This is a genomic window from Gilliamella sp. B3127, assembly GCF_026536935.1.
Classification (GTDB): domain Bacteria; phylum Pseudomonadota; class Gammaproteobacteria; order Enterobacterales; family Orbaceae; genus Gilliamella; species Gilliamella apicola_E.
Genome location: NZ_JAFNNI010000004.1, coordinates 145,648 through 161,854 on the forward strand (window position 1 = coordinate 145,648; position 16,207 = coordinate 161,854).

The 16,207-nt window shown below is 34.8% G+C and carries 15 protein-coding genes; 9 read left to right on the forward strand and 6 right to left on the reverse strand.

Translation table 11 applies throughout. The features are described from left to right. Window positions 1-66 precede the first annotated feature (66 nt). Window positions 67-636 carry a peptidylprolyl isomerase gene (locus J3U00_RS08045; protein ID WP_416379898.1) on the forward strand — a complete coding sequence of 190 codons (570 nt, stop codon included), beginning with the start codon at window positions 67-69 and terminating at the stop codon, window positions 634-636. Between the two features lie 82 nt (window positions 637-718). Here J3U00_RS08045 and J3U00_RS08050 read toward each other — a convergent pair whose 3' ends face one another. The 3 genes from J3U00_RS08050 to pepB form a co-directional block, all read right to left on the reverse strand. Continuing rightward, entirely contained in the window at window positions 719-1,312 is a 594-nt protein-coding gene (locus J3U00_RS08050; RefSeq protein ID WP_267332097.1) for a tetratricopeptide repeat protein, read from the reverse strand. Window positions 1,313-1,522: 210 nt separating this feature from the next. After that, window positions 1,523-2,116 (reverse strand): tetratricopeptide repeat protein, encoded by a 594-nt coding sequence (locus J3U00_RS08055; RefSeq protein ID WP_065734983.1) that lies wholly within the window; start codon window positions 2,114-2,116, stop codon window positions 1,523-1,525. 58 nt (window positions 2,117-2,174) lie between these two features. After that, entirely contained in the window at window positions 2,175-3,455 is a 1,281-nt protein-coding gene (gene pepB / locus J3U00_RS08060; protein ID WP_267332098.1) for an aminopeptidase PepB, read from the reverse strand. A 101-nt stretch (window positions 3,456-3,556) separates the two neighbouring features. Between pepB and J3U00_RS08065 the strand changes: the two genes are divergently transcribed. Next, window positions 3,557-4,330, forward strand: coding sequence for a tyrosine-protein phosphatase (locus J3U00_RS08065; RefSeq protein WP_267332099.1), 774 nt, complete (start codon window positions 3,557-3,559; stop codon window positions 4,328-4,330). Between the two features lie 68 nt (window positions 4,331-4,398). Here J3U00_RS08065 and J3U00_RS08070 read toward each other — a convergent pair whose 3' ends face one another. Further along, a complete protein-coding gene (locus J3U00_RS08070) occupies window positions 4,399-5,016 on the reverse strand; it encodes a 4'-phosphopantetheinyl transferase family protein (RefSeq protein WP_267332100.1) in 618 nt (205 codons plus the stop codon). Window positions 5,017-5,113: 97 nt separating this feature from the next. Here J3U00_RS08070 and metC point away from each other — a divergent pair, with 97 nt between their 5' ends. Both metC and tilS read left to right on the forward strand, forming a co-directional pair. After that, window positions 5,114-6,331 carry a cystathionine beta-lyase gene (gene metC, locus J3U00_RS08075; RefSeq protein ID WP_267332101.1) on the forward strand — a complete coding sequence of 406 codons (1,218 nt, stop codon included), beginning with the start codon at window positions 5,114-5,116 and terminating at the stop codon, window positions 6,329-6,331. An 11-nt stretch (window positions 6,332-6,342) separates the two neighbouring features. Next, the gene (tilS, locus tag J3U00_RS08080) at window positions 6,343-7,650 is read left to right on the forward strand and encodes a tRNA lysidine(34) synthetase TilS (protein WP_065562964.1); all 1,308 of its coding nucleotides are present in this window, start codon (window positions 6,343-6,345) and stop codon (window positions 7,648-7,650) included. Between the two features lie 37 nt (window positions 7,651-7,687). On the opposite strand, the gene J3U00_RS08085 is transcribed toward tilS, so the two are convergent. After that, window positions 7,688-9,877 (reverse strand): heavy metal translocating P-type ATPase, encoded by a 2,190-nt coding sequence (locus J3U00_RS08085; protein WP_267332102.1) that lies wholly within the window; start codon window positions 9,875-9,877, stop codon window positions 7,688-7,690. 198 nt (window positions 9,878-10,075) lie between these two features. Between J3U00_RS08085 and J3U00_RS08090 the strand changes: the two genes are divergently transcribed. Next, entirely contained in the window at window positions 10,076-10,390 is a 315-nt protein-coding gene (locus J3U00_RS08090; RefSeq protein WP_370632634.1) for a winged helix-turn-helix transcriptional regulator, read from the forward strand. A 74-nt stretch (window positions 10,391-10,464) separates the two neighbouring features. On the opposite strand, the gene suhB is transcribed toward J3U00_RS08090, so the two are convergent. Next, window positions 10,465-11,268, reverse strand: a complete 804-nt coding sequence (gene suhB, locus J3U00_RS08095) for an inositol-1-monophosphatase (RefSeq protein WP_065734990.1) — start codon at window positions 11,266-11,268, stop codon at window positions 10,465-10,467. 699 nt (window positions 11,269-11,967) lie between these two features. Between suhB and J3U00_RS08100 the strand changes: the two genes are divergently transcribed. From J3U00_RS08100 to csdA, 4 genes are all read left to right on the forward strand, one after another. After that, window positions 11,968-12,663 (forward strand): hypothetical protein, encoded by a 696-nt coding sequence (locus tag J3U00_RS08100; RefSeq protein ID WP_267332104.1) that lies wholly within the window; start codon window positions 11,968-11,970, stop codon window positions 12,661-12,663. A gap of 349 nt (window positions 12,664-13,012) precedes the next feature. Next, window positions 13,013-14,008, forward strand: a complete 996-nt coding sequence (ubiU, locus tag J3U00_RS08105) for a ubiquinone anaerobic biosynthesis protein UbiU (RefSeq protein WP_065563761.1) — start codon at window positions 13,013-13,015, stop codon at window positions 14,006-14,008. A 115-nt stretch (window positions 14,009-14,123) separates the two neighbouring features. Next, on the forward strand, window positions 14,124-15,002 hold the full coding sequence (locus J3U00_RS08110) for a U32 family peptidase (RefSeq protein ID WP_065563762.1): 879 nt from the start codon (window positions 14,124-14,126) through the stop codon (window positions 15,000-15,002). After that, window positions 14,959-16,173 carry a cysteine desulfurase CsdA gene (gene csdA / locus J3U00_RS08115; RefSeq protein ID WP_267332105.1) on the forward strand — a complete coding sequence of 405 codons (1,215 nt, stop codon included), beginning with the start codon at window positions 14,959-14,961 and terminating at the stop codon, window positions 16,171-16,173. The genes J3U00_RS08110 and csdA overlap by 44 nt, the downstream gene beginning before the upstream one ends. The last annotated feature ends 34 nt before the right edge of the window (window positions 16,174-16,207 follow it).

Below are 16,207 nucleotides of genomic sequence, written 5' to 3' on the forward strand. Positions count from 1 at the left end.
TTATGATTTCAATTAAACCAATATTCGGTATAATTTTCCGGCAACATAATAATAAGGATTTATAAAATGAAAAAAATCAAAGTGTTATTTATAGGAATATTATTAACCCTCTTTTCAACCATTACTTTGGCTGATACTAAAGTATTAATTCAAACCAGCATGGGCGATATTGAAGTTGAGTTAGATAGCGAACATGCTCCAATCACTACGAAAAACTTTCTTGATTATGCTAATAGTGGTTATTACGAAAATCTAACATTCCATCGTGTCATTCCTGGATTTATGATTCAAGGTGGTGGTGCTGATGATCAATTAAAATTTAAAGAAACTAAACAACCCATCAAAAATGAAGCTAATAATGGCTTAAAAAATGATCGTGGAACTATCGCAATGGCAAGAACCAATGCAGTAGATAGCGCAACTAGCCAATTCTTCATTAATGTTGTGAATAACGATTTCCTCAACTACAAAGGACCAGAAAAATATGGCTATGCTGTTTTTGGAAAAGTCACCAAAGGAATGGATATTGTTGATAAAATTGTGAATGTACCAACTAAACGTATGGGACCACATCAAAATGTGCCTGTTGAGCCAGTTTATATTAAAAAAGTTACAGTTGTTGAAGATAAACAATAAGTTTATTTAAAACCAATAAATATTTCATGCAAACCATCTTAATGATTTAAGGTGGTTTTTCTCAAATCATCAAATAATAGTATTATTTTTCTAATTCGTCACAAGCCTTTTGAAAAGCTTGATCACAAGACTGCTTGAAATACTCTTTAGCTAACGATCTATTTTGCTCCACTCCGTTACCATTATAGTACATGATAGCGACATTGTACTGTGAAAAAGGATTACCTTGTGCTGCCGCTTTTTCAAACCAGAAAAATGCCTTTTGTTTATCCGCTTCGGTTCCTTCACCATTAAAATACATAGCTGCTAAATTGTTTTGAGCATTTAAGTAACCTTGTTCTGCAGCTTTAGTGTACCAAAAAAGAGTTTTTTGTTTATCCTGCTCAATTCCATCGCCTTGATAATACATCTGCGCTAAATTGAATTGGGCTTCAAGGTGACCTAGTTCTGCCGCTTTAGTATACCAATAAGCTGCTTTTTGTTTATCTTGCCCAACGCCTTTACCCTCATCATATACAAGTGCTAAATTGAATTGAGCATTAGGGTTATTTTGTTCTGCTTCTTGATGACATTGAGCGAAAAACTTTTCAAAATTTATTTTATGAAAATTTAGTTCACACTGGCTAGCGTGAGCGGCGGGAAAAAATAATAATATAATCCATAATATTTTTTTCATGGCTTTCCTTATTTCACTATAATCAACAATAGCTTAATTAGAAATTTAGTACCTATAAAATTATTGATAAATATTATAAACAATTCTTAAATTCACCTTTAATTATCAAGATTAAAGATAATCAAACGCTTTTCAATTAATTGAAATAAATGCTTTTGTATAAAACTATCTTCATATTGAAGATAGTTTTTCTAATTTATTTAATTATTTCTACAAAGTATTATCACAAGCAATTTGTAGCCCCAATGAACAAGCTTGTTTTAGATACTTTTTGGCTAAAGCTTTATCTTTTTCAACACCTTCGCCCTCATAGTACATAACAGCTAAATTATTCATTGATTCAGCTTTGCCCTGATCTGCTGCTTTTTTATACCAAAATGCTGCCTTTTTTTTGTCTTGAGCTATACCATCACCTTCATCATACATAATAGCTAAATTATGCTGAGCATCGGCATCACCTTGTTCTGCCGATTTTGTATACCACAATACAGCTTTTTCTTTATCTTGCTCTACACCCTCGCCATCATCATACAGAACTGCTAAATTAAATTGCGCATCAGAGTCACCTTGTTCAGCACTTTTAGAGTACCAATTAAAAGCTTTTTGTTTATCTTCTTCAGTACCTTCGCCTTTATCATACATAACCCCTAAATAAAACTGTGCAACAGAATCACCATTCGGCGCTTCTTTTGTACATGCCTCAAAAGCTTTTTCAAAATTTTCTTTTTCAAATTCTGTTTTACAATCACTTGCATAGACAGAAACTGAAAATAAAAGGGGTATCAGTGTTAATAACTTTTTCATACTATTCCTCATTCCTTATATATTTATAAATAACTTAGCGATTCAATTTTATTACAGTTTACTTCAATTTGCTTAATAAATTAGCAAGCGTTCTTACGCCAATACCTGTTGCACCTGTTGCCCATAATGCGGTTGCGCTTTTACGAAAGGTTGCTGAACAGTCAATGTGGAGCCAATTTTTTTTATAATTTTTAATAAAATAGGATAAAAATGCCGCTGCCGTACTTGCACCAGCGGTGTTCGGTAATCCAGAATTTGCCATATCTGCAAACGAAGATGGGAATTGGGCTCGATGAAAATCAGCTAATGGTAATCGCCAAAAGGCTTCATGTTCAGCTTGACTACTTGCTAATAACTGATTAGCAAATTTGTCATCAAATGAAAGTAATGATTGATAATCATTACCTACAGCAATCTTTGCTGCCCCAGTAAGGGTTGCACAATCAATGATATAATTGGGGTTATCATTATCAGCACTAATTAATCCATCAGCCAAAACCAAACGCCCTTCGGCATCGGTATTATCAACTTCCACTGTTTTACCATTACGATAACGAATGATATCGCCAAGTTTGAAAGCGTTACCACTTACCAAATTATCTGCACAGCATAAATAAAGTTTGATACGGTGTTTAACTCCACGTGCAATCGCAAGGGCTAGAGCCCCTGTCACCAATGCAGCTCCCCCCATATCCGATCGCATTGATTCCATAAAACTGCTTGGTTTTAAGCTATATCCACCTGAATCAAAAGTAATTCCTTTGCCAACTAAGCAAGCAATGATTGGTGCTTTAGGATTTTTAGTAGGATTATAATCAAGCTCAAGCAAGGCAGCCGGTCGTTGAGACCCTTTGCCAACTGTGTAGATCCCCATATAATCTTGCTCTTTTAATGCTTCACCTGAAATAATGTTATAAGCTACATCAGAGGTATAATGGCTAATTAAGTTTGCACTTTGCTTTGCCAGTTCGAAAGGGCTTAATGTTTCCGCTTGTTGATTAACAATGTCTCGACACCAATCAATAATGGCTAAGCGATTTTTTAGTTCTTGTTTATCTTTATTACTTAGCTTTGGCCAACTGATTTTATTATTATTCTTGGCATTACGATAACCCATCCAAAAATGCCAACATGACTCTAAATCCCAATTGTCACCACTCAATTTAACCGATCTAATACCTTGATTATCTAGTTTTCGTGCAGCTCGTTGAATAGCACCATGCCGATGCTCAGGTCGATAATGAATAGTAACAGCATCTTCTGAAAAACTGAGTAATGCATCTTTACCCCACTTTGATGGAGCAGGTTTTTCCGAAAGTAATATAGATAACATCGACATAATAAATTCCTCAAGCAATAATAATGCGAAAACAATGAATCAATTCTAATCAGAAACATGCTAATATAGCAAGCAAAGTTAAGCATAAATAAGGACCTATAATGACATCAGTTGTACCGATCAAAAATGGAATCAATTTTCGTGACTTAGGTGGAATTAAAACTAGTGATGGTCGCAAAATTCGAACTGGAATGTTGTATCGTTCAGGTGAGTTTTCACGCCTAAGTGATGATGAAAAAGATTTTTTATCTGATGAGCTTAATTTACATTATGTCTTAGATTATCGCGATCAACATGAAATCGATCGTCATCCAGATAATCTTTGGAACAATAGCCAATATATTAATATCCCAGCCAATCCATTAAGTGATGAATTTACGGCAAGCTTAACGAGTGAACAAGGTAAGGATATTTTTGTGTTAAAAAAATACTCACCGTTTGATTTTATGGTTAAGCTTTATCAATTGTTACCTTTTAATAATCTTGCGTATAAAAAGTTAACATCACTATTACTTAATGCTAACGGAAGACCTTTAGTCCAACACTGTGCTGTAGGTAAAGATAGAACTGGTATCGGTGTCGCTTTAACCTTATTTGCATTAGGTGTGAGTGAAGAAATTGTTATGCAAGATTATTTGCTTACCGAACGCTATTTAAACGACTATCGTGAAGCCGTACTTAGCGAAAATAAAAGTAAATTATCGCCAGAAGAACTTGAAAAACATAAGATCATCTTTGCGGCTAAAAAAGAGTTTTTAACCGCAGCTATTGAGGAAATAAAAAAACGTTATGACACTATCGATAATTGGTTAGCAAAAGAATATCAATTGGACGATAAAAACAGAAAAATTCTTCAAGATATTTATTTGATTTAAATTAGCTTAATGTTTGGACAGCCACCTTACGTTTATCAAAAAGCTGTCAGTAAGTAATTGCTAATGCATTAAGATTGTAAGACAAAATTTGTGATAGGTTTATCATGATTTACAGCAAGATGAACTGGTGCCTGTTGTTGATAATGATAATAAAAATGCTGACCAAACGGCGCGCTAATTAATTGGTTTTCAATATCTACTTTTACCAATTTCATTTGCCAAACCCCTTTGGCATATAGTTTAAGTGCCGATTCTTTTAATGTCCAAAGTTGCCAAAACGCGTTTAAAGTATCACTCTGCGCTAACATCCATTGATATTCATCATTAGCAAAAAAACTTTTGGCAACATTCAGATAATTTTGACGTTGTCGAGAAACTTCAATATCGAGCCCAACTTTACCATTAAGCGAAATTGCAACTGCTACCCAATCTTGGCTATGGCTGATATTAAAATCAGGAAGATGACTATCTAAAAAGCCTGGGCGATTATTGTCGGCAATTATCATCCTCGGCAAAGTATCAATATGGCAATACTGTTTAAGCAAACTCGCTAATATTGAACGGCAAGCTAAAAACTGTTTTTTACGTGTTCCATTTAACGATTCCGCATCATTAATCACTTGTGGTGATAACAGAGAATAATTTAATTCCACCGAATCTAAATGGGCAAGTTTGACAATTACCATGTGTGTAAACCAGTTTAAACAAAAATTATTTTTTACTATTTTAACAGCATGCTATGCTAACTGTTATCGAAATTTATCAGATCACTAAGGATGCATCATGTCATTACAAACAAAATTAGTTCATGCTGGTCGAAAAAAACGCTATACCCAAGGTGCAGTCAATTCCGTTATTCAGCGAGCTTCATCGCTAGTTTTTGATTCAATCAAAGCAAAAAAAGAAGCAATGGAAAATCGTACTAAAGGGGCTCTATTTTACGGTCGTCGTGGCACTTTAACTCATTTTGCTTTGCAAGATGCCATGGTAGAAATAGAGGGAGGAGCAGGCTGTTACCTATATCCTTGTGGAGCAGCAGCAATTGCAAATGCCATTTTAGCTTTTGTAAAAGCAGGAGATCATATTCTGGTATCGGAAGCCAGTTACGAACCAACCCAAGAATTTTGCGAGCATATACTTAAAGATTTTGGAGTGGAAACTGATTATTTCCCGCCACTCATTGGTCGATATATTACTAAATATATAAAACCGAATACTAAAGTGGTATTTCTTGAATCACCAAGCTCAATTACCATGGAACTGCATGATGTGCCTACAATTGTTAAAGCAATCCGCAGCGTGAATCCAGAAATTGTAATTATGATGGATAATACATGGGGAGCAGGTGTTTTATTTAAAGCATTAGAGCATGATGTTGATATCTCAATTCAAGCCGGTACAAAGTATTTAATTGGTCACTCAGATGCCATGCTAGGAACGGCTGTTGCTAATCAACGCTGTTGGGATAAATTACGTGAACGTTCTTATTTGATGGGGCAAATGTGTGATGCAGATACCGCTTATATGGCAGCACGAGGATTGCGAACTTTAGCCGTTAGATTAAAACAACATCATGAAAGCAGTATAAAAGTGGCAAATTGGTTAGCTAATCACCCCAAAGTGGCAACCGTTAATCATCCAGCACTTGAAAGTTGTAAAGGACATGAGTTTTTTAAACGTGATTTTAGTGGCGCTAGTGGTCTATTTTCATTTGTACTTAACGATCATTTAAGCGAAGTGCAATTATCTGATTTCTTAGATAATATGACTCACTTCTCAATGGCATATTCATGGGGTGGATTCGAATCACTAATATTGGCCAACCAACCCGAAGATCTGGCAAAAATACGACCAATATCCGGCATTGATTTCACTGGTACGTTAATCCGATTACATATCGGTCTTGAAGATCCTGATGATTTAATTGCCGATTTGGCTGCTGGTTTGGATAGAATCAAACTACATAAAAACAAGGTTAATGCATTACAAAGTTTAGTATAAATGGATAGCAGATGGGTCATCAAACAAAGAGCGACAATGTGATTGAACAAACTATTTTACAACATCTAAACGGTCGGCAATCGCTACTAGTCGCTTTTAGTGGTGGGGTCGATTCAACCGTTTTAATGCAAGCATTAGTCAATTTAAAGCGACAGTTGCAAAATTTACAACTCAGAGCAATTTATATCCATCATGGTTTGAGTCAAAATGCCGATAATTGGGCTGAACATTGCAAACAACAATGCCTAGTTTGGCAAGTCCCTTTGATTATTGAAAAAGTCAAACTTGATAAAACGGCAGGCAATATTGAAGAACAAGCTAGAGAAGCCCGTTATCAAGCCATTTATCAACATTTAAAAAATAATGAGTTTTTATGTACTGCTCAGCATCTTGATGATCAGAGTGAAACTTTTTTTCTAGCCTTAAAACGTGGCAGTGGTCCAGCTGGATTATCAAGTATGCCACTTGAAAATGGTCAACACCTTCGACCATTACTCACAATTTCACGTCAAGAAATTGAGCAATATGCCAATCAACACCAATTAAGTTGGATAGAGGACGAAAGTAATCAAGATGACCATTATGATCGCAACTTTTTACGTTTAAATGTTCTACCAACACTTAATCATCGTTGGCCTCATTTTTCACAAATGGTTGCTCGTAGTGCAGAATTATGCCAACAGCAAGAAGCATTAATACATGAAATTTTATTTCCAGAATTTAAAAATATTATTGGTGATAAGAAGCAACTTAGCCTTCAACCATTATATGATTATTCAGAATATAAACGTAATGCAATGTTGCGAATGTGGTTCAAAGAGCAACATATTGGAATGCCAAGCCAAAAGCAACTTTCACTAATTTGGCATACGGTTATTCAAGCTAAACAAGATGCTAATCCGCGATTTATTTTGCATAATTGGCAAATTCGCCGATATCAAAATCAGCTGTATTTGTTACCTTTGTATCAAGATATTGAGCAACAAATTTTACCTTGGGATTTAACCGCTTCACTAACCTTGCCGGATAATTTAGGTATATTACAACTCAATAACCAAACCGATTTAACTTGTCGTTTACCACAAAATGATGAAACCGTATCAGTCCGATTTCATGCTCAAGGAGAATTTCAAATTGTTCAACGCAAGGGATCGCGATCGATAAAAAAATTGTGGCAAGAGCATCATATTCCACCTTGGATGCGCACGCGTATTCCCTTAATTTATTATAATGAACAACTCATTACCGCAGTTGGGGTATTTGTTACTGAGCAAGGTAAAGGATCACAAGTTGGGTTTAACCTTATAAATAAAAAATAAGGAGACAATCCGTCTCCTCAATTTATAAAATATCAAATTATTCAGAACGAGCTTTCCATCGCTTCAACAACAACGTATTTGTCACCACACTCACACTGCTCAGTGCCATTGCTGCACCGGCTATCATTGGATTTAAAAAGCCTAAAGCAGCGAGAGGTATGCCAATTAAATTATAGAAAAACGCCCAAAATAGGTTTTGTTTAATTTTATTATAAGTTCTTCGAGAAATATCGATAGCATCGGCAATTAAAAATAGATTGCCACGCATTAAAGTAATACTGGCCGTATGCATTGCCACATCAGTTCCCGTCCCCATTGCAATACCAATATCAGCGGCAGCTAAAGCCGGTGCGTCATTGATACCATCACCAACCATGGCAACTTTATTATTGTTTTGATTATTGTTTTGGCTATCTTTTTGTAATTGATAAATATAGTTCGCTTTATCTTGAGGCAAAACTTCAGCAATAACTTTATCTAAATTTAATCGCTGTCCTACATAATTAGCAGCTTGTTGATTGTCACCGGTTAACATAACCGTATTTACCTTTAATTGACGTAATGCATCAATAGCACTTTTCGCTTCAGGCTTAATAACATCAGAAAAACCGAATATGGCTAATATCACAATACTATTTTCTGATTGCTGTTTGGCTAAAAATGAGATTGTGTAACCTTTTTGCGTAAGCTCATTAACTTTATCCTGCATATCTACAAAATAGGCATTTAACGTTTTCATCCAACGCAGACTGCCTAAATAATATTCATGGCTATCAATCGTTGCCATCACTCCTGAACCCGCGATTGATGTAATATTTTGTGCATAACTGTAGGATTTAGCCTTAGCTAATATTGCTTTAGCTAGTGGGTGTTCACTACCTGCTTGCATAGATGCTGCAACAGAAAGGATTTGATCGGCTGTTTCCATGCCCAGCACATCTAGCTCAACTAACTCTGGTTTACCGATTGTTAATGTGCCAGTTTTATCAAATGCTACAGTATTAATATTGTGTAAGGTCTCAAGTGCTTCGGCATCTTTAATCAAAATACCATGACGGGCAGCAACTCCCGTACCAACCATTATGGCCGTTGGCGTTGCTAACCCTAGCGCACATGGGCAAGCAATCACTAACACCGCAACCGCATGAAGTAAAGCTTGCTGCCAATCATGAGAAATAAAGCCCCAAGCAAGCAGTGTAATTAAAGCAATCAATAAAATGACGGGTACAAAAATAGCACTAATCCGATCCACAATACGCTGAATTGGTGCTTTTTTCGCTTGGGCTGACTCAACCATAGCAATAATCTTAGACAACATAGAATCAGCTTGAATAGCGGTTGTTTTTACAATTAATAGTCCTTCACAATTTATAGTTCCACCGGTTACGGTACTATTGAGTGTTTTAGTAACCGGAAAACTTTCCCCAGTCAACATAGACTCATCACAACTTGATGCGCCTTCAAGAACAATACCATCAACGGGTATTCGCTCACCGGGTTTAATAACCACCACATCATTAACCTTAACCTGACTTATTGGCAAACTCACCTCTTGCTCCCCTTGTCGAACTAATGCCACTTCAGGGCGAAGCGCAGAAAGTGCCTCAATCGCTTGAGTCGTTTGATGTTTGGCCCTTGACTCTAACCATTTACCAATCAAGATCAAAGTAATAATAACCACTGATGACTCAAAATAGAGGTGATCGGCATGACCAATAATAAGCTGATAAAGAGAAAGTCCATAAGCAGCGCTGGTACCAATAGCAACAAGTAAATCCATATTCCCAGACAATGCTTTAGCTGCATTAAAACCACTACGATAAAATTTAGCGCCAAGTCCAAATTGTACAATCGAAGCAATCACTAATTGCAGCCAAGCGGGCATCATCCAATGAATTCCAAATAATTCAAGTAACATCGGCAAAACAAAAGGAAGTGCTAATATAACCGAAATAATAATCGGCCAAACTGATGCTTGCTTACTCACGTCTTTAGCGTGAATTTCCGGCTCGGAAATCTTCACTGCATGGTAACCAGCTTTATCAACTGCTGCCATTAAAGTTTCTAATTTAACATCAGCATTAGCCTTAACGGTGGCCTTTTCAGTTGCAAGGTTTACACTAACATCAATCACACCATCAATCTTTCTTAATGCTTTTTCTACACGGCTAACACATGATGCGCAGCTCATCTCTTCAACAAAAAAATTATATTCGATAGTTTTCATTTGAGGCATTCCTTGATTTTAGGTATGGTAGATATTGTAGTATTAATTATCTTTTTAACAAGAATGCACCTTTTTGATATATACTACCCAAAAAGATACTGTAAAGATAACCAAGTGAAAAATAATTCGATTATCAACCCCCATTGTGAAAAACAAGACCAGACAATTACCTATTGCCCAGTTGATGTCACAATTAATATGATTGGTGGTAAATATAAATCGCTAATACTATGGAAATTGATGTCCAAAAGCGCCATGAGATTTTCTGAGTTACACAAAGAAATTCCAACAGCCACAGCTAAAATGCTAACCCAACAACTACGCGAACTTGAATCAAATGGCTTAATTCATCGACACGTTTTTCCGGTGGTACCACCTAAAGTTGAATATTCTTTAACTAATTTTGGCAAAAGTATAAAACCAGTACTTGAATCAATGTATTTATGGGGCAGTGACTATTTAAATAATCAAGGTTTACAAGTTAATTGTTCAATGACCGCATTAGATCAATAAATTACTGTTTGTGGTTAATGACAAGTATAGATACAGGGACAATACATCCCTGCATTTAAAGAAAGAAATTAAAATTAATTACGCAATTTTTCTGGCCAATCGTTTTGAGTCGTCACCAGCAAATCTTTAACAATTTTCGGATTCCCTGCAACAATATTACCAGAAACCATATAATTATTACCGCCAGCAAAGTCGGTAACCACACCACCAGCTTCACGTAAAATCAATTCACCAGCAGCAATATCCCATGGTTTTAAACCAATTTCAAAAAAGCCATCTAAACGCCCAGATGCAACATAAGCTAAATCTAACGCAGCTGAGCCAGTACGACGGAAATCACCACATTTAGTAAATAACTTTTGTAAAACCGCAAAATAACTATCACTATGTTGTTTCGCTTTAAAAGGGAAAGCTGTTGCAAGCACACTACCTTCTAAATCTTTAGCATTACTTACACGAATACGATAACCATTAAGTTGAGCACCTTTACCACGTGCAGCAGTAAACAACTCATTACTCATTGGATTATAAACGACCGCCACTTCGGTTTTACCTTTGACACGAGCAGCAATAGACACAGCGAAATGTGGAATATTTTTAATAAAATTTGTAGTACCATCAATTGGGTCAATTATCCATTGCGTATCAGCATCACTACCTTTAGCAAGGCCACTTTCTTCGGCAATAATAGTATGATCTGGATAAGCTTTTTTGATTGTTTCGATAATCAAAGCTTCAGCGGCACGATCTGCATTAGTCGCAAAATCATTAGCACCTTTAGTATCAATTTCGATTGAACTAGGATTTTCATAGGCCTTAATGGCAACATTACCTGCTTTACGAGCAGCACGAATAGCAATATTAAGCATCGGATGCATAATTTTCTTCCAATTGATGATGTTAAAGAACGGGTTAATTTAGCAAACTTACAAAGTCATACTAAAATTTAGGGCATAGTATAAAGGTTTTATCGATTTATTGCCAGATTATGTTGGGATCTAGATTTGAAATCGCAAAAGTAAAAATTTGGGCAATAAATAAGCTGGTGCGTAATAAAAAAACAAAATTTAATAATAAAAGTTATAATTATACTATTTAATGAATTTAACATACTTACTTGAATTTAATGGATTTAATATGAAACTATAAATTTTGTGTAATACCTGCGTAAATATCAAATTGTGAAGTTTTCGAATGAAAATGCATATTTTAAGTTTAGACTTTCTCGTCTTGTAAACTAAGCCCCTCCCCATTTAAAGAAGCACATTATTTGCATAAAACCTAAATGTTTTAAAGCTAGACGAAAAGCTTATCTAGCTTGGGTAAAATGAAACTGGAAAGATAAAGAATTAACGGAATATGGAAAAAAGATTAGCGCTCTTTGAAAAATAAAACCCCTCACAAATTAAATTGCTTTAGCTAGCACACTAATATGTTCTTCAGAAATATAATGAACAAAATCTAGACAAATGTCATATTCAATACAATAATAAAGATGCTTCAAATATTAACTTATTATTTATGGAGATAAAAAATAATTTGATGAAATAAAAATATACAAAAGGAAACATAAAATTATGAAAATTTTTAAATACGCTTTATTAAGTTGTAGTTTGTTCATATTATTTGGATGTTCTGGAAATAGAGAATCATTACCAAGAACAAAGATTGTAGAAACAGAAGTAATTACCTTAAATAATGGCACGAATATTAATGTAATAACTGAAAATGCCATTAATGGGCAGGTAATTAATGATACTAATAATTATTTAAATGTTGTTACCCGAGGTGATACAGCACAAGCTGTTGGAGTAAAAATGGTTCAATTTGCCACTGCATTTTTTGGTAACCTTGGTGGAAATGTAAATACTTTTTCAAAAACAGATTTAAAAGGTAGTTATGTAAATTCAGTACCAAATAAAACCATGGAGCTTTTGAAACCTAAGTTATATACAATATTAAAAAAAATAAAAGCCAACAAACAAAAAGAACACACCATAACTATTCAACCTTATAAATTTAAACTAATTTATGATGGTATAACTGATAATAAATACAATTTTATTTACCAAACATTCATTAAAACCAATGGATTTACTTTTACTTGTTCTAGCGATAGTTTACCGCTAGATGATAAAACCAAAACTTTTGATGCATGGGAAAGTAATAACTATCAGTTGGTCCAAAATATTACTTCAAAATTAATCAATAATTGTATAACTCAATTAAATTCAGAAAAAAATTTCATACAACTTGAAGATGCTTTTAAATAAGAATTAATTATTAGCAATATAGTATGCTAACCATATAAAAAATTGATTTTAATCAATCGGTTATAAAATTCTTTTTTGATTATAAAAACCAGAAATTTAAATTATAAATATCTGGTTTTTTATTCATCACATCGTAAATTATCATATATTAACTATTACCGTTTGAATTCAATATGATTATTAATCATAATCATTTCCTTTAGTAAAAATATCATTTAATACATACACTTAAATTAAAAATAAAGTTACATGTTTTTTTGTCTGGGAATTCGCTTATTAGTCGCATTAAATTAGGAATTATTGCATAATATATGGCGTATAAAATACCGAACTTAAGTTAGGAATAATTATGGAACTTCTTTGCCCCGCTGGCTCATTACCATCCCTAAAAGTGGCGATTGATAATGGAGCTGATGCTGTCTATATTGGTTTAAAAGATGATACCAATGCTCGCCATTTTGCTGGTTTAAATTTTAATGAAAAGCGACTTGTTGAAGCATCAGATTATGTTCACAAGCGCGGTAAAAAATTACATATAGCTATTAATACCTTTGCTCATCCTGAAAACTTTGAGCGATGGCAATATGCTGTTGATACTGCAGCTAACATTGGTGCTGATGCTTTAATCATTGCTGATTTAGCAATGCTTGATTATGCTGCAGAAAAATATCCGAATCTTGAGCGTCATGTTTCGGTGCAAGCGTCATCAACCAATGAAGAGTCAATTAAGTTTTATTATAATAACTTTCAGGTGCATCGTATTGTTTTACCTCGTGTGTTATCTATGCATCAAGTTAAACAGTTATCACAAGTATCCCCCGTACCTTTAGAGGTTTTTGCGTTTGGTAGTTTATGTATTATGGCGGAAGGTCGCTGCTATTTATCTTCATACCTAACAGGTGAATCGCCAAATACTGTTGGCGCTTGCTCTCCTGCAAAATTTGTCCGTTGGGAAGAGACCGATAAAGGGCTTGAATCAAGACTCAACAATGTTTTAATTGATTGTCATAAACAAGGTGAAAATGCTGGGTATCCAACACTTTGTAAGGGACGTTATTTTGTTGGAAATACACTTTATCATCCAATTGAAGAGCCAACCAGTTTAAATACAATTGAACTATTACCGGAGCTTTTTGCTGCAAATATCGCTTCCGTTAAAATTGAAGGAAGGCAACGCAGTCCAGCTTATGTAGAACAAGTCACAAAAGTATGGAGACAAGCTATTGATCGCTATAAAGCGAATCCACAAGCATTCCAAGCTGAAAAGAATTGGATGGATACCTTAGGCTCTGTTTCAGAAGGGACTCAAACAACTTTAGGTGCTTATCACCGTAAATGGCAATAATTGGTCAGCATTGATATTGAAATTTTAAAATAAACATATAATAATCTTAGTAGTTTTCAATATTAATGTGCTAGCCAATTGACTATTCAAGAATTTAAATATAGTGAGCAAAACTATGAAATATGCATTAGGACCAGTGCTTTATTATTGGCCTAAAATTGAAACTGAATCTTTTTATCAAGCCGCTAAAGATAGTGAAGCTGATATTATTTATATGGGCGAAACGGTATGCACCAAACGCCGTGAAATGAAAGTACCTAATTGGTTAGATTTAGCCAAAGAAATTGCTAAGTCTGGTAAACAAGTAGTACTCTCTACCCTTGCATTACTGGAAGCGCCATCAGAACTGAACGATTTAAGACAATTAGTAAATAATGGTGACTTTTTAGTTGAAGCTAATGATTTGGCTGCCATTAATATTGCCCACGATAATAAAGTACCTTTCGTCGCTGGCCCAGCGATTAACTGTTACAACGCATTTACGCTAAAATTATTACAAAAACAAGGTATGGTGCGGTGGTGTATGCCTGTTGAACTGTCTCGTGATTGGTTAAATAATGTTCTCAACCAATTTGATTCTTTAAAAATTGATCGTAAATTTGAGGTTGAAGTATTTAGTTATGGTTATTTGCCATTAGCTTATTCTGCTCGTTGTTTTACAGCCAGATCAGAAGATAGACCAAAAGATAAATGTGAAACTTGCTGTATAAAATATCCTGTAGGACGAGAAGTCTTTTCTCAAGAACAACAAAAGGTGTTTGTACTAAATGGCATTCAAACTCAAAGTGGTTATTGTTACAATTTAGGTAATAATCTTAAAGATATGAAAGGGTTAGTCGATATTGTGCGTATTTCACCACTTGGTATTGAAACGCTTGATATAGTTAAACAATTTAAAGCCAATGAAGACGGCACAAACCCATTACATATTGAACATAAACGAGACTGTAATGGTTATTGGAATGGGATTGCTGGACTTGAACTTACACAATAAACTACCTGAAAAATTTAGAGCAGATTTCCCCGCTCTAAGTAACTCTGTTTATCTTGATTCGGCTGCTACTGCATTAAAACCGCAAACTATGATTGATACAACGGTTGAATATTATGCACATAATACCGCAACCGCACAGCGCAGTTTACACCAAGATGCACTAAAAGTTACCACAGCTATTAGTGAAGCTCGGCAAAGTGTGGCTAAGTTTATTCATAGTCAATCAAGCCATCAAATTGTTTGGACTCGTGGAACCACCGAATCAATAAATATAATTGCGCAAAGTTATGCGAGACCTTTACTACAGGCCGATGATGAAATAATTGTCAGCGAATTAGAGCACCATAGCAACCTATTACCTTGGCTGATCGTAGCCAAACAAACTGGCGCAAAGGTAATTAAATGGACTGCCGATGTTAATGAACTTTCATCATTACTATCACCCAAAACTAAAATTGTGGCCATAACCCAGATGTCTAATGTTACTGGCTTTTGCCCAGATTTAGTTAAAATTAGTCAATTAGTCCATCAGCATAATGCCATTTTAGTGGTAGATGGTGCACAAGGTGTTGTTCATCAGCCAATTGATGTTGAAAAGCTAGATATCGATTTTTACGCTTTTTCTGCCCATAAGTTATATGGCCCAACGGGGCTTGGCGTTCTATATGGAAAAAAACATTTCTTAGAACAGATGGACGTTTGGCAAGGTGGCGGTAAAATGTTGAAAAATACAACATTTTCAGATTTTGAAGTCGAAGATTTGCCTTATAAATTCGAAGCTGGTACCCAAAATATTGCAGGAATACTTGGTTTTAAAGCAACATTAGATTGGCTAAAAAAATGGGATGAAGCACAATTAAATTGTTATATAACACAATTGGCAAATTACGCTGAATCAAAATTAAGTGAATTGAACCATATCCAATTCTACAGTGTTAAGAATAGTCCAATAATTAGCTTTAATATGCGTAACATTCATCATAATGATATCGCTATTTTATTAAGTGAACAAAACATAGCAATTCGAACAGGTGGATTATGTGCAAAGCCGTTGATGGATAAACTTGGCTGTCATGGGGTTATTCGCATTTCAATAATGCCATATAATAATCAGCAAGACATTGATAGTTTTGTTACAGCACTGGAAAATGCTATTGAGATATTAACTTAGAGTTTTACAATAATCGCTTATCTTTTAACAAACT